The organism is Streptomyces sp. NPDC051172 (genome assembly GCF_040682555.1).
GTDB lineage: Bacteria > Actinomycetota > Actinomycetes > Streptomycetales > Streptomycetaceae > Streptomyces.
In genome coordinates this window covers 68,244-91,644 of sequence record NZ_JBFBBE010000031.1, presented here as the reverse complement: position 1 = coordinate 91,644, position 23,401 = coordinate 68,244, and the positions used below count along the sequence as shown (strand labels likewise).

Annotated in this window: 20 protein-coding genes and 1 pseudogene; 13 read left to right on the top strand and 8 right to left on the bottom strand. The window is 71.3% G+C overall.

The window, feature by feature from the left end; genetic code table 11:
* The first annotated feature begins 132 nt into the window (after positions 1-132).
* The 5 genes from AB0N07_RS20685 to AB0N07_RS20665 all read left to right on the top strand — a co-directional run bounded on the left by AB0N07_RS20685 (position 133) and on the right by AB0N07_RS20665 (position 5,558).
* Positions 133-858: a beta-phosphoglucomutase family hydrolase gene (locus AB0N07_RS20685; protein WP_365836994.1), complete on the top strand. Its 726-nt coding sequence runs from the start codon at positions 133-135 to the stop codon at positions 856-858.
* The gene (locus tag AB0N07_RS20680; RefSeq protein ID WP_365836980.1) at positions 855-3,224 is read left to right on the top strand and encodes a glycosyl hydrolase family 65 protein; all 2,370 of its coding nucleotides are present in this window, start codon (positions 855-857) and stop codon (positions 3,222-3,224) included. Before AB0N07_RS20685 ends, AB0N07_RS20680 begins: the two co-directional genes overlap by 4 nt.
* A 125-nt stretch (positions 3,225-3,349) precedes the next feature.
* Positions 3,350-3,616, top strand: a complete 267-nt coding sequence (locus AB0N07_RS20675) for an SHOCT domain-containing protein (protein WP_365836978.1) — start codon at positions 3,350-3,352, stop codon at positions 3,614-3,616.
* A 37-nt stretch (positions 3,617-3,653) separates the two neighbouring features.
* On the top strand, positions 3,654-4,643 hold the full coding sequence (locus AB0N07_RS20670) for a nitroreductase family protein (RefSeq protein ID WP_365836976.1): 990 nt from the start codon (positions 3,654-3,656) through the stop codon (positions 4,641-4,643).
* Between the two features lie 123 nt (positions 4,644-4,766).
* Positions 4,767-5,558: a universal stress protein gene (locus AB0N07_RS20665; RefSeq protein WP_365836974.1), complete on the top strand. Its 792-nt coding sequence runs from the start codon at positions 4,767-4,769 to the stop codon at positions 5,556-5,558.
* Here AB0N07_RS20665 and AB0N07_RS20660 read toward each other — a convergent pair whose 3' ends face one another.
* Positions 5,559-6,260: a response regulator transcription factor gene (locus AB0N07_RS20660; RefSeq protein ID WP_365836972.1), complete on the bottom strand. Its 702-nt coding sequence runs from the start codon at positions 6,258-6,260 to the stop codon at positions 5,559-5,561.
* Between the two features lie 228 nt (positions 6,261-6,488).
* On the opposite strand from AB0N07_RS20660, the gene AB0N07_RS20655 reads away from it, so the two are divergent.
* Positions 6,489-7,076 carry a hypothetical protein gene (locus AB0N07_RS20655; RefSeq protein WP_365836970.1) on the top strand — a complete coding sequence of 196 codons (588 nt, stop codon included), beginning with the start codon at positions 6,489-6,491 and terminating at the stop codon, positions 7,074-7,076.
* A gap of 34 nt (positions 7,077-7,110) precedes the next feature.
* Here AB0N07_RS20655 and AB0N07_RS20650 read toward each other — a convergent pair whose 3' ends face one another.
* A complete protein-coding gene (locus AB0N07_RS20650) occupies positions 7,111-7,797 on the bottom strand; it encodes a CBS domain-containing protein (protein WP_365836968.1) in 687 nt (228 codons plus the stop codon).
* Positions 7,798-7,820: 23 nt separating this feature from the next.
* A complete protein-coding gene (locus tag AB0N07_RS20645; protein WP_365836966.1) occupies positions 7,821-8,285 on the bottom strand; it encodes a cyclic nucleotide-binding domain-containing protein in 465 nt (154 codons plus the stop codon).
* 196 nt (positions 8,286-8,481) lie between these two features.
* Here AB0N07_RS20645 and AB0N07_RS20640 point away from each other — a divergent pair, with 196 nt between their 5' ends.
* Positions 8,482-8,706 (top strand): hypothetical protein, encoded by a 225-nt coding sequence (locus tag AB0N07_RS20640; protein WP_365836964.1) that lies wholly within the window; start codon positions 8,482-8,484, stop codon positions 8,704-8,706.
* Between the two features lie 5 nt (positions 8,707-8,711).
* Here AB0N07_RS20640 and sulP read toward each other — a convergent pair whose 3' ends face one another.
* A complete protein-coding gene (gene sulP, locus AB0N07_RS20635; RefSeq protein ID WP_365836962.1) occupies positions 8,712-10,406 on the bottom strand; it encodes a sulfate permease in 1,695 nt (564 codons plus the stop codon).
* Positions 10,407-10,575: 169 nt separating this feature from the next.
* On the opposite strand from sulP, the gene AB0N07_RS20630 reads away from it, so the two are divergent.
* From AB0N07_RS20630 to AB0N07_RS20620, 3 genes and pseudogenes are all read left to right on the top strand, one after another.
* A complete protein-coding gene (locus AB0N07_RS20630; protein WP_365836959.1) occupies positions 10,576-11,481 on the top strand; it encodes a universal stress protein in 906 nt (301 codons plus the stop codon).
* Between the two features lie 102 nt (positions 11,482-11,583).
* A pseudogene (locus AB0N07_RS20625) lies at positions 11,584-11,923 on the top strand (zinc-binding dehydrogenase); the annotation flags it as partial.
* Between the two features lie 29 nt (positions 11,924-11,952).
* On the top strand, positions 11,953-12,825 hold the full coding sequence (locus AB0N07_RS20620) for a universal stress protein (protein WP_365836957.1): 873 nt from the start codon (positions 11,953-11,955) through the stop codon (positions 12,823-12,825).
* A 14-nt stretch (positions 12,826-12,839) separates the two neighbouring features.
* Here the strand turns inward: AB0N07_RS20620 and ppk2 are convergent, their stop codons facing one another.
* The gene (gene ppk2 / locus AB0N07_RS20615) at positions 12,840-13,643 is read right to left on the bottom strand and encodes a polyphosphate kinase 2 (protein WP_365836954.1); all 804 of its coding nucleotides are present in this window, start codon (positions 13,641-13,643) and stop codon (positions 12,840-12,842) included.
* 50 nt (positions 13,644-13,693) lie between these two features.
* On the opposite strand from ppk2, the gene AB0N07_RS20610 reads away from it, so the two are divergent.
* The 3 genes from AB0N07_RS20610 to AB0N07_RS20600 all read left to right on the top strand — a co-directional run bounded on the left by AB0N07_RS20610 (position 13,694) and on the right by AB0N07_RS20600 (position 17,576).
* Entirely contained in the window at positions 13,694-16,078 is a 2,385-nt protein-coding gene (locus tag AB0N07_RS20610; protein WP_365836952.1) for a phosphoketolase family protein, read from the top strand.
* Between the two features lie 234 nt (positions 16,079-16,312).
* Positions 16,313-16,777, top strand: a complete 465-nt coding sequence (locus AB0N07_RS20605) for a cyclic nucleotide-binding domain-containing protein (protein WP_365836950.1) — start codon at positions 16,313-16,315, stop codon at positions 16,775-16,777.
* A gap of 199 nt (positions 16,778-16,976) precedes the next feature.
* On the top strand, positions 16,977-17,576 hold the full coding sequence (locus tag AB0N07_RS20600; RefSeq protein ID WP_365836948.1) for a hypothetical protein: 600 nt from the start codon (positions 16,977-16,979) through the stop codon (positions 17,574-17,576).
* Positions 17,577-18,102: 526 nt separating this feature from the next.
* Here the strand turns inward: AB0N07_RS20600 and AB0N07_RS20595 are convergent.
* Genes AB0N07_RS20595 through AB0N07_RS20585 form a run of 3 tightly spaced genes read right to left on the bottom strand, consistent with a single transcriptional unit; the run spans position 18,103 to position 23,205 of the window.
* The gene (locus AB0N07_RS20595) at positions 18,103-19,452 is read right to left on the bottom strand and encodes a S53 family peptidase (RefSeq protein ID WP_365836946.1); all 1,350 of its coding nucleotides are present in this window, start codon (positions 19,450-19,452) and stop codon (positions 18,103-18,105) included.
* 29 nt (positions 19,453-19,481) lie between these two features.
* Complete coding sequence (locus AB0N07_RS20590) at positions 19,482-22,151, bottom strand: lectin (RefSeq protein WP_365836944.1); 2,670 nt, start codon at positions 22,149-22,151, stop codon at positions 19,482-19,484.
* Positions 22,144-23,205: a hypothetical protein gene (locus AB0N07_RS20585; RefSeq protein WP_365836943.1), complete on the bottom strand. Its 1,062-nt coding sequence runs from the start codon at positions 23,203-23,205 to the stop codon at positions 22,144-22,146. Before AB0N07_RS20585 ends, AB0N07_RS20590 begins: the two co-directional genes overlap by 8 nt.
* Positions 23,206-23,401 lie beyond the last annotated feature (196 nt).

Sequence of the window (23,401 nt, the reverse complement as noted above, 5' to 3'; positions counted from 1 at the left end):
GGCGCGGGGCCGTATCCGTCTGCGGCTCCGCCGCGGGGCGCGACCAGCCACGACGACGCCGCGGACGATCGACGGGACAACGCCCCGCGGCGGAGCCGCACATCGCCACACCCCGCGGAGAGCCCCGCACCGGTGCTGCGGGACGTGCGAGCCGTCGTCTTCGACACCGACGGCGTCATCACCGACTCGGCCCGGGTGCATGCCGCCGCCTGGAAGACGGCCTTCGACGCCTACCTGCGCGCTCACCCGCCCCAGGACCCGGGACTGCGCCGCCCCTTCGACGTGCGCGACGACTACCTGCGCCACGTGGACGGCAAGTCCCGACTCGACGGAGCCGCGGCCTTCCTCCGCGCACGCGGCCTCGACCCGTCGGAGGAGACCGTGCGTGCCGTCGCCGCGGACAAGGAGCGCCTGTTCACCGAGAGCCTGCGCACCCACGGCGTCGACGCGTACCCGGGAACGGTACGGCTGGTGCATGCCCTCCGCCGCGCCGGGATACCCCGGGCCGCGGCCTCCGCGTCCCGCCACGCCGGTGAGTTGCTCGACCGGGCCGGGGTTCTCGATCTCTTCGACGTGCTCGTGGACGGCGGCGAGGCGGCCCGGCTGGGGCTGCACGGCAAACCGCGCCCGGACCTCTTCCTCGAGGCGGCCCGCCGGCTCGGCGTCCCTGCAGTACGCACTGCCGTAGTGGAGGACGCGCTGGCGGGCGTCGAGGCGGGCCGCCGGGGCGGGTTCGCCCTGGTGATCGGCGTGGACCGCACGGACGGCCCGGACACCGGGCAGCGGCTGCTGCAGCACGGCGCCGACATCGTCGTGTCCGACCTCGCCGAACTGGTCGTACGAGGGGAACCGAAGTGACGGGCTGGACCTGGGAGTACGACGGCTACGAACCGGCCGACGAGCGCCTGAGGGAGGCGCTGTGCACGCTGGGCAACGGCTACCTCGCCACCCGGGGAGCGCTGCCCGAGTGCGCCGCGGACGAGGTGCACTACCCGGGCACGTATGTGGCGGGCTGCTACAACCGGCTCACCTCCGACGTGGCGGGCCGCCAGGTCGAGAACGAGGACATGGTCAACCTGCCGAACTGGCTGCCGCTGCGCTTCCGCCTCCCCGGCGGGCGGTGGCTCACACCTGACACCGCGACCGTGCTCGAGCACCGCGAGACCCTGCAGCTGTCCTCGGGACTGCTGGAGCGCCGGACGAAGTACGACCTCGGCGAGGAGCGGGCGCTGACGGTGCGTCAGCAACGGCTGGTGCACATGGGCGACCCCCATCTGGCCGCGTTGCGCACCGAGTTCAGGGCGGAAGGACGAGTCGGTCGGCTCGATGTCGAGGCGGCCCTCGACGGTGGCGTCACCAACAGCGGCGTGCCCCGCTACCGGGACCTCGACGGCCGCCACCTCACCCACGTGCACACCGGAACCGCCGCCCCCGACACCGTCTGGCTGCGCTGCCGTACCCGCACCTCGGACATCCGGATCGGCATGGCGGCCCGCCTGACCGCAGACACGTCCGTCACGATCAGCCACCAAGTTCCGCGCGCCGTCCAGCGGTTGAGCCTGGACCTGGCCGCCGGGAACACCGCCGTCGTCGACAAGACGGTCGCCCTGCACACCTCGCGCGACCCGGCGATCAGCGACCCGCTCTTCGCCGCCGTCGACCGGGTGACCCGGGCGCCCGGCTTCGACGAACTCCTCGAGTCCCACCTCACGGCCTGGGACCAGCTCTGGCGTCGCGCCGACCTCGATGTCGACGGGGAGGCGGGCCGCATCCTGCGGCTGCACCTCTTCCACGTCCTGCAGACACTCTCCCCGCACACCGCCGACCTCGACGTCGGCGTACCCGCCCGCGGACTGCACGGCGAGGCCTACCGCGGACACGTCTTCTGGGACGAACTGTTCGTCCTGCCCTACCTCAACCTGCACTTCCCCGAGGTCTCCCGCGCTCTGCTGCGCTACCGCCACCGTCGCCTCGAACAGGCCTGCACCGCCGCCCGGTCGGCGGGCCGCCGGGGTGCCCTGTACCCCTGGCAGAGCGGCAGCGACGGACGCGAGGAGACCCAGCAGTTGCACCTCAACCCCCGCTCGGGACGCTGGCTGCCCGACCACTCCCGGCTCCAGCACCACGTCGGCTCGGCCATCGCGTACAACGTGTGGCAGTACTGCGAGGCCAGCGGAGACACCGAGTTCCGCAACACAAAGGCCGCCGAGATGCTGCTGCAGATCGCCCGCTTCTGGGCCGACTCGGCCGTCTACGACGAGAAGCTCGGACGCCACCGCATCAAAGGCGTGGTCGGCCCCGACGAGTACCACGACGCCTACCCCGGCGCCTCGGAGCCCGGCCTCGACGACAACGCCTACACGAACGTCACGGCCGCCTGGGTCCTCACGCACACGCTCGAACTGGTGCAGTCGCTGCCCGAGCCGCGGCGGCGTGAACTCGTCGAACGCACCGGCCTCGACGGTGGCGAACTCGAACAGTGGGAGGACGTCTCCCGCACTCTTCACGTGCCCTTCCACGACGGTGTCATCAGCCAGTTCGAAGGCTACGGCGACCTCGTCGAACTCGACTGGGACGGCTACCGCGAGCGCTACGGCGACATCCGGCGCCTCGACCGGATCCTGGAGGCGGAGGGCGACACCGTCAACCGCTACCGGGCCTCCAAGCAGGCCGACGTCCTGATGCTCGGCTATCTCTTCGCACCGGCCGAACTGCAGGGCCTGTTCCGCCGGCTGGGCCTGCGGCTCGACGAGGACATGTGGCGGCGCACCGTCGACCACTACCTGCAGCGCACCAGTCACGGCTCCACGCTCAGCGGGCTGGTCCACGGCTGGGTCCTGGCCCGGGCCCGGCGGACGGAGGCGTGGAAGTTCTGCCTGGAAGCCCTCAGGGGCGACGTCGCCGACGTCCAGGGCGGCACCACCGGTGAGGGGATCCATCTGGGCGCCATGGCCGGCACCCTCGACCTCGTCCAGCGCGGACTGACCGGTCTGGAGACGCGGGGCGGCGCGCTGTGGCTCGATCCGGTGCCGCTGCCCGAGCTGTCCTCGTACGGGTTCGCGCTGCGCTACCACGAGCACTGGGGCGTGCGGCTGAGGCTGGAGCGCGGTCTGCTGGAGATCGCGGTGCCGTCGTCCGACGGCACGCCCATCGACATCCGGCTGCCCGACCGGGCGGTCTGCCTGCGGCCGGGGGAGACGGGCAGGCTGCTGCTCGGGGACTGAGGGCGAACGGGTCCGGGCTTGGGCCGGATGGTCCCGGGTCGTCACCGGGCGGCCCATACCCGCTGGTCGTGCGGGGTGTGAGGGTGGCTGTGAGAAGCAGTCCGAGACAGAGGAAGCGGTCCGCGATGTACTGGAACGGTCACGACATGAACGGGTGGGGCTGGTTCACGATGTCGATCAGTACGGTCCTGCTGTGGGCCCTGCTCATCACCGTGGCCGTGCTGCTCTTCCGCACCCTGAACCGGGCCCCCGAGCCCCCACGCACCCCTCCCGCTGCCTCACCCGAGCAGCTGCTCGCCGAGCGTTTCGCCCGGGGTGAGATCGACGAGGAGCAGTACCGCCGAAGCCTGGCCGTGCTGCGCGGGGACGGCCCCACCCTCGCCAAACACTGACCGAACCGCCCCGCCCGTCCGAGGGGAGGTGCGCCCCATGTCGGCGCAACCACTCGACACGACGAACGTCACGGCCCTGGTGGCCGCCGCCACGGCCGCGCCCTCCCTGCACAACGCGCAGCCGTGGCGATTCCGCCATCACACCAAGGTCGGCACGGTCGAACTGCGTGCCGACTTCGAGCGCGCCATGCCGCGCACCGACCCGAACAACCGCGGCCTGCACATCGGCTGCGGCGCGGCGCTGTTCAACCTACGTGTCGCCGCGGCCGACAGCGGCCTGCACGTCGATGTGCACCTGCTGCCCGATCCCGCCGACCGGGAGCTGCTCGCCGTCGTACATCTCAACGACTGCGACCGGCCCGACCGTGACCTGGCGACGCTGTTCCCGGCGATCGCCCGCCGGCACACCAGCCGCCATCCCTTCCAGGACAAGCCGATCCCGGCCGCGGTCCGGGACGTCCTGCGCGAGGCCGCCCTCCGGGAGGGTGCACAGCTGGCCTTCCCCGACGCCTGGCACGTGGAGTCCCTGCTGGAGCACGTCCGCGACGTCGAGGGGCGCGACAGCCTGCACCCCGAGCGGCTCCAGGACGTGCAGCGGTGGACCCGCATCGGGGCGGAGAGCGCCGGCACGGCCGTGGACGGCATTCCCGAGGAGGCCTTCGGTCCGCGCAAGCAGGGCGGCCGCGCCCCGGTCCGTGACTTCGCCGGCCGTCGTGCCGTGCCCGGCCGCCCGGTCGCGGTCTTCGAGACCACGCCGCACCTCGCGCTGCTGGGCACGCACCACGACCACCCCGACGACTGGCTGCGCGCGGGACAGGCGCTCGAACGAGTCCTCCTGCGGGCCACGCTCGACGGCCTGGCCACCTCCCTCACCTCCCACGCACTGGAGCAGGCGGAGCTGCGGGAGCTGGCCCGCGATCCACGCTCGGCGATGGGCTTCGTCCACATGGTGCTGCGCCTCGGCTACGGGCCCGCGGGGACGGAGACACCGCGACGCCCCGTGCACGAGGTACTGGAGATCGGCTGAGGGTCCGCTCGGGCCCCCGGGAGGGCCGGTCGGTGCGCCCCCGGGGCCCGTCGGCCCAGTGCGGCCAAGGCCTGGCAGGCCAAGGCTGAGAACCGCCAAAACTGCGGACAGGGGAGGGGCACCATGAACGGTCCGGTCGTGGTGGGAGTGGACGGTTCGCCGGCGGGTCTGACGGCCGTGGAAGCCGCGGCGTGGGAGGCCGCCCGGCGCGGAGTGGGTCTTGAGCTGGCGCACGCCCTGACGTGGTCCGAGGAGTTGGTGCCGGCCGGTGTGGCGCCCTGGGATCCGGACGGCGGCGGCCTACGGGACCGGGTGAACCGGGCACTGGCCGATGCCGAGTGGCGGGCCCGCCGGGTGGCGCCCGACCTGGCGATCACGCGTGAAGTCCTTGTCGGCGAGCCGGCGACGGTGCTCGGGTCCGCCTCGCGCGCCGCTTCGCTCACCGTGGTGGGGAGCCGCCCGGCGCACGGCATGCGCGACCGCCTGCACGGCTCGGTCGCCGGTCGTCTGACGGCCCGTGCGGGATGCCCGGTGCTGGTGGTGTGCGGCAGGCAGAGCCGGACCGGCCCCGTCGTGCTGGCGCAGGACGAGTCACCAGGGGCCCGCGAAGCCGCCGAATTCGCCTTCGCGGAGGCCTCGGAGCGCGGTGCGGATCTGGTGGTCCTGCACAGGACAGCGGCCGTCCGCGCCCTGTCCGGGCTGCGCGAGCAGTATCCGGACGTCGCCGTGCGCACCCGCCCGGTCCGGAGCCGGCGCCCCCGCTCCCTGGTCGAGGCGAGCATCGGCGCGCAGCTCGTCGTGGTCGGTGTGCGCCGGCGCAACGCCAGTGCGGCCGCGCTGTCCGGCCCCGGCGGCCGGGCGATCGTGCGGCACGCACACTGCCCCGTCGCTCTGGTCCCGTCCGGAAAGGTGTGATCAGTGCGTGGGTCGGTCGCCCGTGTCCGGCTGGTCCAGGTGTGTGGCGAGGACCGCGGCCTGCACACGGCGTTGCACACCGAGCTTGGCCAGCAGCCGGGAGATGTGGTTCTTGACGGTCTTCTCCGACAGATAGAGCTGCTTGCCGATCTCACGGTTGGTGAGTCCGTCCCCGATCAGCGCGAGGATCTCCCGCTCGCGCGGCGACAGCCCCGCCAACTCGGGTGCCACCGAGGGGGTTTCGGCGGGTTCGGTGCGCAGGGAGCGCATGAGCCGGGCGGTGGTGGCCGGGTCCAGCATGGACTGGCCGGAAGCGACGGTACGGACCGCCGAGATCAGGTCGGAGCCCTTGATCTGCTTGAGGACATAGCCGGATGCGCCGGCCATGATGGCGTCGAGGAGGGCGTCCTCGTCGTCGAACGAGGTGAGCATCAGCACGGCGAGCTCGGGCATGCGGCTGCGCAGGTCCCGGCAGACGGAGATGCCGTCGCCGTCGGGCAGGCGGACGTCCAGGACGGCGACGTGGGGGCGCACGGCGGGTGCGCGGACGAGGGCATGCGCGACGTTCTCGGCATCGCCGACGACGCTGATGTCGGGTTCGGCGTCCAGCAGGTCGGCCAGCCCGCGCCGGACGACCTCGTGGTCGTCGAGCAGGAAGACGCGGATCGGGTCCTGCGCCGTGAAGGTGCGTGCTTCGGTCATGTCGGCCTCTCGTTCCCCGGGTGTATGACGTACGGGCGGCAGGCCGCACGTCACGACGATCATCACGCGTGGGGGCCGGACGCACTAGGGCCGACTGGCCCCACTCGTCGCCACGCCACCCGGTCCGCCGCGCCGTGCGAAGGGCCTGCTGCCCCTCCCGCCGACGGCGATGTGGTGAGACCTTTTAGGTGTGTGCGTCCTCATTGCGCCCGTAAGGGGGTGTGACCGATGCGAAAGGTCAGACGCGCGAAGGTCCTGGGGTGGCGCTGGCGGCGCAACCCGCTGCGGCGGCGCAGCGATGTGGTGGAGGCGTGGATCGTGCTGGCCGCCTGGACGGCCGCGACGGCCGGAGCGGTGGCCGCCGGGACGGTCGGGGCGCAGGCCGCGCAGCGCGTGGTGAACGAGGACCGGGCGGGCCGTCGGCCGGTGTCGGCGGTGGTCGTGAAGACCGTGGCCGGAAGCGGGCGGGACGTCGTCACCGGTGTGCGCTACGACCGGGTGCTGGCGACGGTGCGCTGGAGCGACGGGAAGGGAACGGTCCGTACGGGCACGGTGGACGTGCAGCCCACGGTGAAGCCGGGCAGTGGGGTCCAGGCCTGGACGGACGGACGCGGCCGCCTGGTGTCGGCACCCGTGAATCCCGACGAGGCGGCGACACGTGTCGTGCTGGCCGGCGCCGGAGTCGGGCTGGCGACGGGGCTGACGGTTCTCGGCGGCGGCCGGCTGGTGCGGTTGCGCGTGCAGCGGCGGGCCACCGAGCAGTGGGGAGCCGAATGGGAGCGGGTCGGACGGGAATGGGGGCACAGGACGGGCTGAGGCGACTGGCCGGCAACCGGGACGGTGGCGCCGATCAGATCGCCGGCCGATCGCGTCCGTCGTAATCGTCGTATTCGTCGTGTCCGTCGAGTGCGAACTCCACGTCCACGACCCCCTCGACCGCCCGGACCAGGCGCGCGGCCACCGGCACGAGGGAGGTGTCGCGGACCCGGCCGCCCAGCGTCACGACCCCGTCGCGGACCTCGACGCGTACCTCCGAGAGCGGTGTGGTGAACAGATACGAGACGATCTCCCGCCGAACCTCCTCGGCGATCTCCTCGTCGTCCCGCAGGAACACCTTGAGCAGGTCAGCCCGGCTGACGATGCCGTCCAGCCTCCCGCCGTCGTCGACCACCGGCAGACGCTTGACCCGGGCCCGGGCCATCTCCCGCGCGGCCTGCGCGAGGGTGGCGTCCGCCCGGACGGTGAGCGCGGGTGAGGTCATCAGCTCGCCGGCGGTGACCGAGCCGGCCTTCGCGAGGTCGGACAGCCGCCGCAGCTGCGTGTACCGGTCGGGATCGCTGTCGCGGAACTCCTCCTTGGGCAGCAGATCGGCCTCGGACACGACCCCCACGACCCGGTTCCCGCCGTCCACCACGGGCACCGCACTGACCTTCCGGTCCTGCATGGTCCGCACGATGTCCTTGAAGGCGGCCTCGCGGCCGACTGCGGCGACGGTGCGGGTCATCACGTCACTCACGATGTGCGGGAATGCGTGCACGACGCCTCCTTGATCGCTCGTGTTCAAAGGAGCGTCCCGCTGCCGTACGGGGCGTAGAGGTCCAGCAGCCGCACCCGGGCCGCCTGCAGCCGGTGTGCCACGACCTCGCCCACCCAGCGCGCGATGGTCCGTCCGAACTCGGGATCCTCCTGGCAGATCGTCCGCACGGTCGTGGCGTCGAACTCGTACGCCCGCAGCGGCGAAGCCGCCTCGGCTCCGAGGTGCCAGATGTACGGGGCGAACAGCCAGGACCAGCCGACCAGTTCGTTGTGCCCGAGGGACTCGATGACGGCGGGCCGGCGGCCGGGCACGCGCATGTCGAGATCGATCGTGCCGGTGCGGATGATCCAGAACCGGTCGGCGCGACCGCCCTCCTCGAAGAGGCGGGTGCCCTCGGGGAACGACACCTCCCGGGCTACCTGCATCAGCCGCTGCCGGTGCTGGGCAGGCAGCGCCCGCGGCATGCTCGTGGTTGCGGGTGCGTTCATGGCGTGCCTCCACTCAGGCGTACGGACTACCACTCCCAGCGTGGGCGCGCAGTGCGGACCGGACCAGGGGCCACCCGGCCCCAGGATCAGGCCGACCGGCGGTGCGTCCCACCCCTGTGGCACGCTGTGCCGCCCGCCCGGCCGCGGTTCGATGGTGGTGAGAGAGCCACCCGACAGAGCGGAAAGGGGGAACACCATGGGTACGAGCCTGACTCCGGAGTTCTGGCGGCAGTTCGCCGTCCTCCTGGTGACCGCCATGGCCGTCACCTTCGTGCTCAGCGCGGCACTCGATGCGCTGGTCCTGCGGGCGCAGCAGCGCCGTGCCGCACGGCGGCCGTCGGACACGGGGACGTCCGCACCGACCGGGATGACCGGGACGACGGCGCGCCGCCCCGTCGTGCGCACACCCGTGAAGAACTGACTGGCCTAACCCTCGCGGCACCACGACCGATACGCCGCCACGGCGGTCGGCAGGGTGGGAAAGATCAGGTCCCTGCCCACTGCTTCGGCAAGCCCGTACGCCTCCAAGTCGTCCAGCAGGTCCTGCTTGACCCGGGCGAGGGCGAACACGATGCCACGGCGGGTGAGTTCGCGGCGCAGCTCGTCGACCGCGTCCAGGGCGGTGATGTCCACCTCCACGTTCGCCTCGGTGTTGAGGAGGAACCAGTGGACCGGGGTGGTCTGTTCGTCCACCGCGGCCAGGGCCCGGCGGTGGAAGTCCTGCGCGTTGGCGAAGAAGAGCGGGGAGTCGTAGCGGTAGACGAGCAGGCCCGGGACGGTCCGGGCCTGTGGGTAGTCGTCCACGTCGTGCATGCCGGCCACGCCCGGCACCAGCCCCTCGACGGCGTCGTGCGGGCGCGCCACCCGGCTCAGCAGCTCCGCCACGGACAGCCCGACGGCGACGATCACGCCGTAGAGGATGTCCAGAGTCAGCACCCCGGCAAGGCAGCCGAGCGCCAGCAGCAGTTCACGCCGCCGGAAGGAGGCCAGTCGGCGAAAGCCGGCGACGTCGATCATGCGGACGGCGGCGTACACCACGATCGCGCCCAACACGGCCGACGGCGTGTGGGTCAACAGCGGGCTGAGGAGCAGCAGCACCGCGACCACCACCAGACCCGCCACCAGCGAGTACGCCTGGCTCCGCGCCCCCGTCGAGGAGGCGAGCGCGGTGCGGCTGGCACTGCTGCTCACCGGAAAGCCGTGCAGACAGGCAGCCCCGAGATTGGCTGCGCCGAGGGCCGTGAACTCCTGGTTGGCGTCCAGCTCCCGGCCGTCGTCGTCGGCGACGGTGAAGCCGCGGGCGGTGAGGATGAAGTCGGTGTAGGCGACCAGGAGGACACCCAGGGCGGGCAGTACCAGGTGCGGCACTTGCGTCAGGTCCGGAAGGGCGAAGTCGGGCAGGCCCGCCGGGACCGCACCGATCACCTTGATGCCGTGCCGGCCGTCCAGGTCGAACACGGCCACGGACGTGGTGCCCAGCACCAGGACCAGCAGCGGTCCGGGCGCCAGGGGGAGCCATCGCCGGACCGCGAACAGGAGCACGATCGTCACGGCGGAGAGCAACACCGTGGCCGGGTGGGCTCGGCCGAGGTGCCGGATGAAGGACCACAGCTGCGGGAAGAACCTCGAACCCGTCGTCGGAACCCCGGTCAGCTTGGTCAGCTGGTCCACGACCATGATCAGCGCCACGCCGGCCAGATAGCCGATCAGGACGGGGCGGGAGAGCAGGTCGGCGACGAAGCCCAGGCGGAGCACCCGCGCGGCCAGGCAGAGCAGACCGACCGTGGCCGCGAGCGCGGCGGCCAGCGTGGCGTAGCGGCCCGGGTCGGAACCGGCGAGCGGAGCCACCACGGTGGCCGTCATCAGCGCGGCCGTCGTCTCGGGGCCCACCGACAGCAGCCGTGACGTGCCCAGTAGGGCGTACAGCGCGAGCGAGGGCAGGATCGCCCAGAGTCCCGTGACCGGCGGCAGTCCGGCCACGCTTGCGTACGCCATCACCTGCGGCACGAGATAGGCGGCCACCGTCACCCCGGCCAGCAGGTCGCCGCGCAGCCACGCCCGCCGGTAACCGAGCAGCATGGCGAGCCCCGGCAGCAACCGCCCTGCGGATCTTCGCACCATGGCCCGCCTTTCGCCGTCCGGTCCCAGGATCCAACGGCCGCGCGCACCGCCGCAGCTCCCTCCCCGCGATGGGGCCGGTCGGCCCCCGCTCAGGACCAGCGGCCCCTGCACCGCACCCCCTGCCGGAGCCGACGCTGGGATCGGATCGAACCGGGAGGTGGAGATCATGATGCCCCGTACCGTAACCGTGGGCCTGGACGGGTCACCCGAGAGCCGCGCCGCTGCCGAATGGGCCGCCCGCGAGGCGGGCCTGCGCGGCCTGCCACTGAAGCTGGTGCACGTCTGGGAGGCCGCACCCGACCCGATCGCGCAGGCACCGCTGCTCGGAGCCGAGACGCTCCAGAACTGGACCGAGCGCGTTCCTCGCGAGACCGCTGAAGGACTGCGGCTGCGTCACCCCGGCGTAGAGGTGATCTCCGAGCACTTCAGCGGCCGGCCCGCCGAGATCCTGGCAGCCCAGGCGAAGGAGGCCGAACTGCTCGTCATGGGTTCCCGGGGCCTGAGCGGGATCGGCGGCTTCCTGATCGGCTCGGTCGGCTACGAGGTCGTCGCGCACGCCGACCGCCCCGTCGTCCTGGTCCGCGCGGGAGAGCAGGCCGCGGACGAGCACGAGCCAGACCCGGTGGGCGTCCCGTCCGCCGAGGCTCCCTACCTGCCCGTGCTGCTCGGCCTGGACACGGATTCCCCCGACGAGGCACTGATCGAGTTCGCCCTCGACGAGGCCGTCCGCAGGTCCACCTCACTGCGGGTCCTCCACGGCTGGAACCCGTCGCCGTACATCTCCTACGGCGTCCCCGCGGACTACGAGCTCCACCGGTCGCTGGCCCGGCAGCACGCCGACGCCCTGACGGACGTCCTGCGTCCCTGGCGGCAGAAGTTCCCGGACCTCTCCATCACCGAGGAGTCCCGCTACGGCAGCCCCGCGAGCCTCCTGGTCGACGCCTCCGGCGATGCTTCCCTGGTCGTCGTCGGCCGGCGGCACCGGCACGGCACGTTCGGTCCGCACATCGGCCCCATCACGCACGCGGCCCTGCACCATGCCACCGCCCCCGTCGCCGTCGTGGCCCACGACTGACGTCCCCTCGCTCACAGGAGCTCAACAACCATGAAGGCAGCAGTCGTACGAGCCCTCGGCGCCCCTCCGGTCGTCGAGGCCGGTCCGACCCCGAGCCGGGCAATCGGCGGCCTAGGCCAGCCTCCTGGCCGTCCAGTACGTGAAGACCGCAGGAGCCACCGTTGCGGCTGTCGACCCCACCGACGAGAAGCTCGAACTGGCCAGGGAACTCGGCGCCGACCTCGTCACCGACGCCCGCAGGCAGGACGTCGGCTCCGGGTTGCGGCGCGGCGGGAAGCTGGTGATGGTTGCACTGCCGACGCACGGCACCATCCAGGTCCTGATTTTCGGCACCGTCCTGAACGGTACCTCGGTGATCGGCTCGATCGTGGGCACCCGGCAGGACCTCGCCGAGGTCTTCCAGCTGCATGCGGCGGGCCGCACGAGGGTCATCCACGAGACGTTCGAGCTCGGCACGGAAAGGTGAAAGCGATGGAACTCCCTCTGGTCGTGGGCGTGGACGGCTCCGAGCCGAGCATGCGGGCCGTCGACTGGGCCGCCGACGAGGCCATGCTGCGAGGAGTGGAGCTGCGGGTCGTGTACGCCTCCCTCTGGGAGCGCTACGAGGGCACCTCCCTCGCCACGGATCTCGGCAAGCCGTCCGAGTCGGTGCTCGCCCAGGACGTCGTCGACCTCGCGGCCCGGCGGGCGCACGAGCGCCATCCGGACCTGAAGGTGACACCGGTCGCGCTGGCGGAGGAGCCCGAGTACGCCCTGGTGCACGAGGGGCGTCAGGCCTCCGCGCTGGTGGTGGGCAGTCGTGGCCGCAGCGGCATCGCGGAGTTCTTCCTCGGTTCCGTCAGCCTGTCCGTGGCCGCGCACGCCGACTGCCCGGTGATCGTGCTGCGCGGCAACCACGACAAGCAGGCGGTGCCGGGCACTCACGGACGTGTCGTCCTGGGCGTCGGCGAGGACGGCGCCGAGTCGTCGGCCGTGCGCTTCGCCGTCGACGAGGCGCGCCGCCGCGGGGCACGTCTGGAGGCCGTACGAGCCTGGCGGTGCCCCGCGCACGAGAGCACCGACCACCCGCTCATGGCCGGCGAACCCGCCCGACTGCACGAAGAGCGCGCCGTGGCCGCGCTGGAGGGTGCGCTGCACGACGTGCCGGCCGACGCCGACGTGCACCGCCGCACCGTCGAGGGCCACGCCCGCACGGTCCTGGCGGACCTCTCCCGTGACGCCGACCTGCTGGTCGTGGGTGCCAAGCGGCGCGAGGGACGCTTCGGGCTCCAGCTCGGCCGCGTCGCCCACGGGGTACTGCACCACTCCGCGTGCCCGGTCGCCGTCGTACCGCAGCGGGTGTGAGCGCCGTGTCCGGTTTACAGGGTCGCCACGTGATCGGGGACGTACGTCTGCAGGTCACGCGGCGAGCGCTGGTAGCCGGTCGAGTCCGGACGGTCCGGCAGCTCCAGCACCGGGGGCAGCACGTCGTGATACGGCAGGGAATCCAGCAGATGGGCGATCATGTTCAGCCGTGCCCGGCGCTTGTCGTCGCTCTCCACGACGAACCACGGCGCCTCGGTGATGTCGGTGTGCACCATCATCGCGTCCTTGGCCCGGGAGTACGCCTCCCAGCGGGTGACCGACTCCAGGTCCATCGGCGACAGCTTCCAGCGCCGCAGCGGGTCCTCCATACGGCTGCGGAAGCGCGCCTGCTGCTCGGTGTCGCTCACCGAGAACCAGTACTTGCGCAGCACGATCCCGGCCTCCACCAGCATCCGCTCGAAGATCGGGCATTGCCGCAGGAAGAGCTGGTACTCCTCCTTGGTGCAGAAGCCCATCACATGCTCGACCCCGGCCCGGTTGTACCAGGACCGGTCGAACAGCACGATCTCCCCGGCGGCCGGCAGATGCTCGATGTACCGCTGGAAGTACCACTGGGTGCGTTCGCGCTCGGTCGGCTTCGGGAGGGCCGCGATCCGGGCGACACGGGGGTTCAGGTGCTCGGTGACCCGCTTGATGGTGCCGCCCTTGCCGGCCGCGTCCCGTCCCTCGAAGACGATGACGAGGCGGGCGCCCTCCACACGTACCCACTCCTGCAGCTTCGCCAACTCCGTCTGCAGGCGAAGCAGTTCCTTCTCATACGTCTTGAGCGGCACCTTCGCCGCCTTCTTGCCGGCCATGCCGCCTCCACCGCCCCGTTGCCCCATGCCGATGACTTCCGGAGTGCCCGATGACCAAGGTCGAACACCAGAACAGCAGCACCGTACTGACCGACGACGAACTGCGCACCCTGGACGCGCACTGGCGTGCCGCCAACTACCTGTCCGCCGGACAGATCTACCTCATGGCCAACCCGCTGCTGCGCGAACCGCTGCTGCCCGAGCACATCAAGCCGCGGCTGCTCGGCCACTGGGGCACCTCGCCCGGTCTGAATCTCGTCCACACCCACCTCAACCGCGTCATCAAGGCCCGCGGCATCGACGCCCTGTGCATCTGGGGCCCGGGCCACGGCGGACCGTCCGTGCTGGCCAACTCCTGGCTGGAGGGCAGCTACAGCGAGACATATCCGGACGTCGGCCGGGACGGGGCCGGCATGGAGCGTCTGTTCCGCCAGTTCTCCTTCCCCGGCGGCGTGCCGAGCCATGTGGCGCCGGAGACCCCCGGCTCGATCCACGAGGGCGGTGAACTGGGCTACTCGCTCTCGCACGCCTACGGAGCGGCCCTGGACAACCCGAACCTGCTGGTCGCCTGTGTGATCGGCGACGGCGAGGCGGAGACCGGCCCGCTGGCCGCCTCCTGGCACTCCAACAAGTTCCTCGACCCGGTTCACGACGGGGCGGTCCTGCCGATCCTCCACCTCAACGGCTACAAGATCGCCAACCCGACGGTGCTCGCGCGGCTGCCCGAGCACGAGCTCGACGAGCTGCTGCGCGGCTACGGCCATTCGCCGATCCACGTCAGTGGCGACGACCCGGCCACCGTGCACCGTGCGATGGCGCAGGCGATGGACGACGCGCTGGACCGCATCGCCGCGCTGCAGCAGTCGGCCCGCGAGAACGGCGTGGCGGAGCGCTCGCACTGGCCGGTCATCGTGCTGCGCACGCCCAAGGGCTGGACCGGCCCCGCCGAGGTCGACGGGGTGCAGGTCGAGGGCACCTGGCGCGCCCACCAGGTACCGCTGGCCGGCGTGCGCGAGAACCCGGAGCACCTGCGGCAGCTGGAGGAGTGGCTGCGCTCGTACCACCCGGAGGAGCTGTTCGACGCCGACGGCCGGCCGGTCGCCGACGCCCTCGCCTGCATCCCTGAGGGGGCCAGGCGTCTGGGCGCCACTCCACACGCCAACGGCGGCCTGCTCCTGCGCGACCTGCCCGTCCCGTCCCTCGACCGGTTCGCCGTGCCCGTCGACAAGCCGGGCACGACCCTCCACGAGCCCACCCGCGTCCTCGGCGACCTCCTGGAAAAGGTCATGGAGGACACCTCGGCCCGCCGCGACTTCCGGATCGTGGGCCCCGACGAGACCGCCTCCAACCGGCTGCAGGCCGTCTTCGACGCCAGCGGAAAGGCCTGGCAGGCCCAGCACCTCCCGGTCGACGAGCACCTCGACCGGCACGGCCGCGTGATGGAGATCCTCTCCGAACACACCTGCCAAGGTTGGCTGGAGGGCTATCTGCTCACCGGCAGGCACGGCCTGTTCTCCTGCTACGAGGCCTTCGTGCACATCGTCGACTCGATGGTCAACCAGCACATCAAGTGGCTGAAGACCTCAAGGCAGCTGCCGTGGCGCGCACCGATCGCCTCCCTCAACTACCTGCTGACCTCGCACGTGTGGCGTCAGGACCACAACGGCTTCTCCCACCAGGATCCCGGTTTTGTGGACCACGTCCTCAACAAGAGCCCCGAGGTCGTACGCGTGTACCTGCCGCCGGACGCCAACACGCTGCTGTCCGTCGCCGACCACGCACTGCACAGCCGTGACTACGTCAACGTGATCGTGGCCGGCAAGCAGCCCTGCTTCGACTGGCTTTCCATGGACCAGGCCCGCGCCCACTGCGCCCGCGGAGCCGGCATCTGGGAGTGGGCGGGCACCGAGAACGGCGGCGAGCCCGACGTCGTCCTCGCCTGCGCGGGGGACGTCCCCACCCAGGAAGTGCTGGCCGCCGCCCAGCTGCTCCGCCGCCACCTGCCCGACCTCGCGGTCCGCGTGGTCAACGTCGTCGACATGGCCCGCCTGATGCCCCGCGAGGAGCACCCGCACGGCATGAGCGACTTCGAGTACGACGGACTGTTCACCGAGGACAAGCCGGTGATCTTCGCCTACCACGGCTACCCGTGGCTGATCCACCGCCTCGCCTACCGGCGCACCGGCCACCAGAACCTGCACGTGCGCGGCTACAAGGAGTCCGGCACCACGACCACGCCGTTCGACATGGTCGTCCGCAACGACCTGGACCGCTACCGGCTGGTCATGGACGTCATCGACCGCGTGCCCGGGCTGGCGGTGCGCGCAGCGGCCGTACGCCAGCGCATGGAGGACGCACGCCTGCGCCACCACGACTGGATCCGCATCCACGGCACCGACCTGCCGGAGGTTGCGGAGTGGACCTGGAGCGGCTGAGCGGTGCCCCGGGAGCGGGCGAACGCGTGCCTGGTTCTGTGGCGGCAGCCGTGGTGGCCCGGGACCGCGACCGAGGGCACGAGGTGAACACCGGCCTGTCGGACGTGCCCCGGTGGGCTCCTTGACGGGGACCGATCGGCCCATGTGTTCGCGGCTTCCATGACCGAGCCTGAAAGCAGGCGACGTCCTCCATGACGTCGGCCGCGTCGGCCCGGCGCACGAGGAGGCACAGCCATGACCATCGCGACCACACCCTGCTCGACCAGGAAACTCCCCGTGGAATACCGGGGCAGGCTCATGATCATGGCGCACGACGTGTGCTACCCGTCGGACACTCGGCTGTTCAACGAGGGCGGACGGGCCGACCATTTCTGGATCATCGAGTCGGGCACCGTCGCCCTCGACATGCGGGTGCCCGGACGCCGTGCGGCTGTGATCGAGACCCTGGGGGCAGGTGAACTCCTCGGCTGGTCCTGGCTGTACGAACCCCATGTGTGGCGGTTCGGCGCCCGGACGGTGGGCCCGGTGCGTGCCCACGAGTTCGACGCCGAAGCCGTCCGGAGGATGTGCGAGACCGATCCCGAGATGGGGCGGTCGATCGCGCTCTGGGTCGGCGAAGCCGTGGTCCGCAGGCTGAACGCGGCGCGCACCCGGCTGCTCGACCTGTACGCGCCCTACGGCAGCGGAGCCCGGGGATGACGCCCCTTCCCGTCGCGGACAGCGCGCACCGGGGCGTGCCTACGGGGTCCGAGACCGACGTGCTGCCCACGGAGCGGTTCCGGGGAGCAAGCGGGCCTGCCGGCCGGCCATTCGGCCTGACAGCCACGCCTGCTCGGCCTCTGCAGACGCTCCACCGCGCGCGAGATCTTCGCATCGGCAGACAAAGGGGTGTCCAGCCATGGCACGGACGCGTCCCACGCGGGTGAAGAACGTGCGGTTCTGGCGGTGGAGGCACAATCCACTGCACCGGCACAGCGACTCCGTGGAGGCCTGGATCGTCCTTGCCACCTGGATCGTCGCCCTGGTGGGCGGCCTGCTCGCGGGCTCGGCGGCGGATGGTGCCATGCAGGACAGCCTTGCCGCACGACGCGCGACCGTGCACGCCGTACCGGCGGAGCTCACCGAGAACGCGGACACGACCGAGACCGTGTCGATCGACGGTGGTGGCGGCGACACGGTGTGGGGCAAGGTGCGCTGGACCACCGCCGACGGATCCACCCACACGGGCCTGACTCGGGTCGCCCCGAGCAGCACCGCGGGCGCTTCGGTCACCGTGTGGATCGACAGCCGCGGCGAATTGGCCATCCGGCCTCCCACCGAGCGGGAAGCACGTGTGCAGTCGGCGCTGACGGGTCTGCTGGCCGCGACGGGTGCCGGTGGCGTGGCCCTGGGCTGCGGACGGGTGGCACGGCTGCGGCTGGACCGGTGGCGGATACGCGCGTGGGAGGCCGAGTGGGAGCGTGTCGGCCCCCAGTGGCGGAAGAAGATGAGCGGGTGACAGGCCCGACCCGTGGGGCCGGTCGGCCCCGGCGGGTGCCCGTTGCGACGCGTGACGCTTGAATCGGAGACGGGAGGAGGAGGCTGACCTGAGCGGCATGATCGAACGTCTTCCGGGCCGACCGTTCGCTTCCCGACCCGTTCGGCTGGGCGGAGACCGGGTGCCCCCGTGCGCGGCGAACCTCGAACGGGCCGCGAAGGGCTCCTGACCGGCGGTTTTGCCGGTGAGCATGCTGTGCGGTGTGGGCGTTACGGGTGCCCTGCCGCGTTGCATGGCTTCGGCTGACCTGCACGGATGGCTTTCGGCTGCCTCACGTTCAGGCTCCGGAGCGCTCCGCACGCCTCGTCGTCGAGCTCGACCCTGGCCGATCCGATCGGCCAGGCCGCGGGCGCGAGGGCGCGCTGCGTGTGCAGAGTACCGGGCTGATCAGCGTAGGGCTGCCGGAGCTGCCGCCCCGGTCCTCGGGCGGCAGCCCCTTTGTGCCATCGGGTCTTTACACCGACACGGACATGAGTGCTCCGCCGGGTCAGCGCCGTCCGGCCAGAGCATGGACGAGTTTCGTGGCGTCCACCGTCCCCAGCCCCGTCGCCTGGTCGTATCCCGGCCCCGCCGTGAAGCCGTTGGTGCCCGTGCTGCCGGTCGTGACGTCCACCAGGCCGGTGTTCGGGCGGCCGTAGAGGCGGTACAGGAGGCCGTCGACCTGGCCCAGGCGGTGGCCTGCGAGCTGGTCGGCGAGGGCCACGACGGCGGCGAAGAGGGGAGACGACTCGCTGGTGCCGTTGCCGCCCGCCGTCCAGCCGGTGCGGGTCGGGTCGTAGGACGAGTAGAGCCACAGCGCGCCGTCCGGGGATGCCGCCATGCTGATGTCCGGCGTGCCGCGGTGCGGGCCCACGACCGAGGCGACGGGGTTCTGGTAGGAGGGGCGGGGGAAGACCTTGGAGTGGTCGCCGCCGCTTCCCGACCAGGCCGCGTCCGGCTTCAGGCGGTTGCCCGTGTCGTCCAGATAGAGCTCGGTGCCGCCGATCGCGGTGACGAGCGGGTCGCCGGCGGGCCAGGCCGCGTCCACGCGGTTGGCGTGGCCGCCGCCGTCGCCGGAGCTGGCGGTGAGGGTGACGCCGTGCCGGGCGGCCGCCTGGAAGCCGTAGCGCAGGGTCGTGAGGCTGGTGTAGTCGCCGAGGTCGAAGCCGGGGAAGCGGGCCTCGCTGGTGGCCCAGCTCATGGAGACGACGTCGCCCCTGCCTTCCTTCGCCAGGTGGTTGATGGCGCTCTGCATCTCCGGGATGCCCACCGGGCCCTCGGTCTCCGAGACGCCGGTCTCCACGAGGACGATGCGCGCGCCGGGCGCCACCGCGTGGGCGGCCTCCACGTCGAGGGTGGTCTCGTCGGCCCAGCCGTTCATGTCGGGGTCGGTGGGGTCGAAGGCCGGGACGTCGCCCCATTTCAGCACGTCGACCTGGGTGTCGGGCAGCCCCCACTGTTTGTCGAAGACCTCGAGGTCGTGCTGGATGGTGGGTGAGCCGAAGGAGTCGGTGATGACGATCGTGCGGCCCTTGCCGGTGATGCCCTCGGCATACAGGGGCGAGAGGTCGTACGCCTTGTCGTACTGGAGAGGGGAGTAGCAGCCCCGGTTGATCTGCTTGCGGCACTCGCTGGTGCTCACCGGGCTGCTGAACACAGGGTTGAGCGCCTGCGGTTGCCGGCCGAGGACGTCTTGCGGTGACCGTACGGTGCGGGTCGAGGCCGCCGACGCCGCCGGGGCCGAACTGCCGGGTGCGCCCGAGCTCGGGAGGACCGCGAGGGTGAGGGCCGACAGGGCGGCTGCGGTCGTGGTGAGCAGGGCGCGGCGCCGTAAGGAGGTGACCAGGACAGATCTCATGAGGGGCCTTTCGACCGGGAGGGGCGGGGTCACGCGGACGACGGGACCTTCCATCGCTGGCCGGCGCTGTCCGCGCAGGCCGCGATCGTCAACTGTGTCTTGTCGGTCGCGCCGTTGCCGGCGTCGGTGAGGCAGAGGCCGGATGCCGGGTTGACGATCTCGCCCGACGCGTCCTTCTGCCACTGCTCGGCCTGGGTGCCGTTGCAGGTGTGCAGCTGGACCTTGGTGCCGGAGGCGGTCGCCCCGCCCGTCACGTCCATGCAGTCGTTCAGCACCTGGAGCGTGCCGTCGGGGACGACCTGCCAGGTCTGCGCGGCGGTGCCGTTGCAGGTGTAGATCTGGATGGCGGTGCCGTTCGAGGTGCCGGAGCCGGCGTCGTCCACGCACTTACCGGTGGCGGTCTCGGTGATCGGGCCGCTGGGCTGGGCGACTCCGGTGCCCGGGGTGCCGTCGTAGGACGGAGGCGGGCCCGTCGCGGCCCAGGCGGTGTTCGCCGAAGAGGAGAGCGTGAAGTCCAGTTCCGTGGAGGCGCTGAGGTACGACGCCGGGACGTACGCCTTGTTCCAGGTGCCGCCGTTGAGAGTGAGCGACTGGACGTACGGCGAACCGTCCGCCGCCGCGGGGGCGTTGACGGTGAGCGTGTGGCCGTTGCCCGTCGTGACCACCGCCGAGGTGAACACCGGGCTGCCGAGGGCCAGGTCGGCGGTGCCCGGGATCTCCGGGTAGAGGCCCAGGGCGGACCACACGTACCAGGCGCTCATCTCGCCGAGGTCGTCGTTGCCGGGCAGACCGCCGGCGCTGTTGGTCCACAGTTGGTCCTGGACGGCGCGCACGGTGGACTGCGTCTTGTAAGGCTTTCCCACCCAGTCGTACTCCCAGGGCAAACCGATGCTTGGTTCGTTGCCCATGTTGGACTGGGTACCGATGACACTGCCCAGGCCCTGGAACCCGCCGAGCACACCGTCGAGATACGACGCCATCGACGCGTTGCCGCCTTCCAGGGACGCCAGTTTGGCGAGGTTGAAGGGGATCATCGGGGTGTAGGTGAAGGCATCGCCCTCGGCGAAGTCGTTGGACGAGGTGCCGGTGATCAGCTTGGCGTTGAAGCCGTCCATCCAGCGGCCGTTGGAGTGCTGGGGCTGGATGTAGCCGGAGGACGTGTTGTAGATGTTCTCCCAGTCCTGCGCCCGGTCCTGGAACTTCTTCTGCGTGGCGCTGTCGCCGAGCGCGCCCGCGAACACGGACAGCGCGAAGTCGTCCGTGTCGTACTCCAGTTGGGTGGACACCGTGGCGTATTCGTGGCAGCAGCCGTAGAGCGAGTTGGTGGGCAGGTAGCCGAAGGAGTCGAGGTACGTCACGCCGGGGGTGGCGTCGGTGTTCGTCGTCTGTTCCTTGACCATCGCGGACAGGGCTGTGGCCGTGTCGAAGTTCCGGGCGCCGAAGGCGTAGTAGGCGGCGAGCAGCGGTACGGCGGAGTCGCCGACCATGATGTGCGTCTCGGCGGTCTCCATGCCCCACTTGGTGAGGGTGCCGCCCTGCAGGTAGTCGTCGATGACGGACTGCGCCATGTCGGAGGCGGCCGACGGGTCGAGCAGCGCGGTGAGCTGGGCCTGGGAGCGGTAGGTGTCCCAGGTGGAGAAGTCGGCGTACTTCGCCGAGTGACCGCTGCCGACCGTGTGGACAGCGTTGTCGAAGCCCCGGTAGGAGCCGTCGGTGTCGCTGATGACGGACGGGAACAGAGAGGCATGGTAGAGCGCGGTGTAGAAGACCGTCCGCTGGTCCGAGGTGCCGCCGGTGACGGCGATCTTCGACAGCGCGGTGTTCCACGCGGACGCCGCGGCGGACTTGACGTCCGCGAAGGTCTTCCCGCTCACCTCGGCGTCCCGGTTGGCCGCGGCCTCGGCGGCCGAGGTGTACGAGATGCCGACGCGGGCCTCGACCGTCCTGCTGCTCGTGGTGTCGAAGGTCAGGTACTCGCCACCGCTGAAGGCGCCGGAGGCGGTGAAGGGGTGGTCGAAGGTGATCGCGTAGTAGAGCGTGATCGGGGTGTTGTCCTCGCAGAAGCCGGTGCTGGTGATCGACCCGGTCACCGTGTCACCGCCGCTCAGGGCAAGCGTTGAGGAGGCGTACGGCGTCTGGGTGTCCTGCACCTTGAGGAGCAGGTTCGCCTGGGTGGAGGACGGGAAGGTGAACTGGCCGATCCCGGCGTGCGTGGTGGTCGTCAGCGCCGCACTCGTGCTGTTGCCCAGGCTGACGGAGTAACTGCCCGGCGAGGCCTGCTCGTCGGAGTGGGAGAAGGACTCGGTCGTTGCGGCGGGGTTCGAGCCGAGCGCGCCGACCACGGGCAGGATCGGCAGGTCCCCGGCCGCGTCGCAGCCGACGCCGGAGACATGGGTGAGGCTGAAGCCGGAGACCGCCGAGTCGGCGTAGTTGTATCCGCCGCCCTTGGGACGCGACGTCGTGTCGGGGGACCACTGGAGCATGCCGTGCGGCACATCGGCGCCGGGGAAGGTGTTGCCGGCGCTGAAGTCGCCGTTGCCGCCGGTGCCGACATAGGGGTTGACCAGCGACGCGGGGTCGGCCGTGGCCGCCACCGCCCCTGCCGCGCCGGCCAGTTGGCCGGACACGGCGAGGGCGAGCGCCGCGGCACCCGTGGTCAGGGTCCGCAGGAGCGCGCGGCGGCGCCTTGTCTCAGCCACGGGCCAGCACGTCGCTGAGGACGCCGTCGGCCGGGGCGGTGATCCAGTCGGTGGAGATGTACGAGGCTCCGTCGGCGGCGAGTTCGGCGACCCTTGCCTGGGCGTCGGCGAGCGACGGCGCGGAGGAACTCAGCGCGGGCGAGACGCCGTAGGCGTCGGTGACGACCGTCAGGTAGTGGTTGGTGTTGTACCACTCGGTGTTGCCGTCGCCGACCCAGGCGGCGGCGTCCGCGTCGAACACCACGAACCAGGGGCGCAGAGTGGTGTCGCTGTAGCGGGTGCGCGGGTCGACGGCCTGGGCGCCGAGGACGCTCGGGAAGACGGCTGCCTGGCTGATGTTCCCCGCGGCGGCGAGGTCCTTGAGGTGCTGGGCGTAGACCACGTCCGACCACGAAGAGGCGGGGCTGACGGCCTGCTCGAAGGTGCCGGGGATGATCTCCACGATCGCGCGGCCCGCGAGCGAGCCGTAGGTGGCCCAGTTGTCGGCGCGGGCGGCGGTGTCCAGGTCCGGATACTTCGTGCTGTCGCTCTTGGTGAGCAGGTCGGCGGGGGTGTAGAGCACGCTGCCGAGGTGCGCCTTGACGTAGCTGTCGAACTCGGTCGGGTTCATGCCGAGGGTGTCGTAGAACCCGTTCTTCATCTCGATCTTGACCATGAGCGGGTGGCTCGTGGGGTGGGCCTGCAGCCAGATCCGGATGTCGTCGAGGCAGCTGTCGAGGTTCTGGTTGCGGTCGCCGGTGTAGAGGTCGGCAGCCGTGGACGCCTGGACGCAGTTGTTGTTACTGCCCAGCGGGTTGCTGTGGCTCACGTCCCACTTGCCGTTGAACACGTTGTGCCAGGTGTCGAGTTCGACCAGCGAGGTGCCGGTGTCCAGCGCGTTCGCCAGGTAGGTGTACGTGGACTTGTCGTCGTACGTGTTGTGGATGCCGGTCCCGGACACACCGGCCAGCGTCTGCCCGCCCAGGTCGGCGGCGTGCGCGGTGGATGACGCCACCGCACCGAGCAGCAGGGCCACGGCCGTCAGCAGCGCGGCGCGGATTCTTCGGCGAATCATGAGCATGCCAAACCCTTTCGTGGTGCTCGGGGGACGGCCGGAGCTTAGAGGTGCGGGATGGACATCCGCTACGCCTCGGTAACAATTTGCCGTCCCGAGCCTGAATCCCTAGGGAGAAAAGGAAGTTGGGCGGTTGACATGCCGACGCCGCCGGTCGTACAAGCCGCGACCGCGAGGTGGCCGCTCGCCGAAGTGA

Excerpts from the sequence above, each read along its gene's own strand:
- AB0N07_RS20675 (WP_365836978.1), top strand. The coding sequence starts at position 3,350 with ATGTACTGGAACGGTCACGACATGAACGGGTGGGGCTGGTTCACGATG.
- AB0N07_RS20670 (WP_365836976.1), top strand. The coding sequence starts at position 3,654 with ATGTCGGCGCAACCACTCGACACGACGAACGTCACGGCCCTGGTGGCC.
- AB0N07_RS20665 (WP_365836974.1), top strand. The coding sequence starts at position 4,767 with ATGAACGGTCCGGTCGTGGTGGGAGTGGACGGTTCGCCGGCGGGTCTG.
- AB0N07_RS20660 (WP_365836972.1), bottom strand. The coding sequence starts at position 6,260 with ATGACCGAAGCACGCACCTTCACGGCGCAGGACCCGATCCGCGTCTTC.
- AB0N07_RS20655 (WP_365836970.1), top strand. The coding sequence starts at position 6,489 with ATGCGAAAGGTCAGACGCGCGAAGGTCCTGGGGTGGCGCTGGCGGCGC.
- AB0N07_RS20645 (WP_365836966.1), bottom strand. The coding sequence starts at position 8,285 with ATGAACGCACCCGCAACCACGAGCATGCCGCGGGCGCTGCCTGCCCAG.
- AB0N07_RS20640 (WP_365836964.1), top strand. The coding sequence starts at position 8,482 with ATGGGTACGAGCCTGACTCCGGAGTTCTGGCGGCAGTTCGCCGTCCTC.
- sulP (WP_365836962.1), bottom strand. The coding sequence starts at position 10,406 with ATGGTGCGAAGATCCGCAGGGCGGTTGCTGCCGGGGCTCGCCATGCTG.
- AB0N07_RS20630 (WP_365836959.1), top strand. The coding sequence starts at position 10,576 with ATGCCCCGTACCGTAACCGTGGGCCTGGACGGGTCACCCGAGAGCCGC.
- AB0N07_RS20620 (WP_365836957.1), top strand. The coding sequence starts at position 11,953 with ATGGAACTCCCTCTGGTCGTGGGCGTGGACGGCTCCGAGCCGAGCATG.
- ppk2 (WP_365836954.1), bottom strand. The coding sequence starts at position 13,643 with ATGGCCGGCAAGAAGGCGGCGAAGGTGCCGCTCAAGACGTATGAGAAG.
- AB0N07_RS20610 (WP_365836952.1), top strand. The coding sequence starts at position 13,694 with ATGACCAAGGTCGAACACCAGAACAGCAGCACCGTACTGACCGACGAC.
- AB0N07_RS20605 (WP_365836950.1), top strand. The coding sequence starts at position 16,313 with ATGACCATCGCGACCACACCCTGCTCGACCAGGAAACTCCCCGTGGAA.
- AB0N07_RS20600 (WP_365836948.1), top strand. The coding sequence starts at position 16,977 with ATGGCACGGACGCGTCCCACGCGGGTGAAGAACGTGCGGTTCTGGCGG.
- AB0N07_RS20595 (WP_365836946.1), bottom strand. The coding sequence starts at position 19,452 with ATGAGATCTGTCCTGGTCACCTCCTTACGGCGCCGCGCCCTGCTCACC.
- AB0N07_RS20585 (WP_365836943.1), bottom strand. The coding sequence starts at position 23,205 with ATGATTCGCCGAAGAATCCGCGCCGCGCTGCTGACGGCCGTGGCCCTG.